The organism is Corallococcus praedator, from assembly GCF_003612125.1.
GTDB classification, from domain to species: domain Bacteria; phylum Myxococcota; class Myxococcia; order Myxococcales; family Myxococcaceae; genus Corallococcus; species Corallococcus praedator.
Window position 1 is genome coordinate 1 of record NZ_RAWI01001287.1, and the last position, 407, is coordinate 407.

The following is a 407-nucleotide window of genomic DNA, read 5'->3' on the forward strand; positions in this document are numbered from 1 at the left end:
GTCCGGGGGCGCCGAGGAACTGGCACGATTCACCCTCACCGTGGGCCGGCCGGTGCGACCGATGCTCGCCTCACCCGGCGAGTCCATGGACGCGGCGCACGCCGCACTCGGGCCCGACGTCGTCGTCGAACACAAGCTCGACGGCGCCCGCATCCAGGTGCATCGCGACGGCGACGAGGTCCTCATCGTCACCCGCACGCTGCGTGACATCACCTCCGCCGTCCCCGAACTGGTGGAGCTGGTCCGTGCGCTGCCGTGTCGCTCGGTCGTGCTCGACGGTGAGACGCTCGCGCTCGAGGACTCCGGCCGGCCGCGCCCGTTCCAGGAGACGATGAGTCGGTTCGGATCCGCGGCGGGCGACCTGCTGTTGTCGCCGTATTTCTTCGACTGCATCCATCTCGATGGTG

Annotated in this window: 1 protein-coding gene; it reads left to right on the forward strand. The window is 69.8% G+C overall.

Annotation, left to right across the window (positions count from 1 at the left end):
- The coding region (locus D7Y13_RS44105) for an ATP-dependent DNA ligase (protein WP_439329273.1) at positions 1-407 on the forward strand (407 nt) is incomplete at both ends.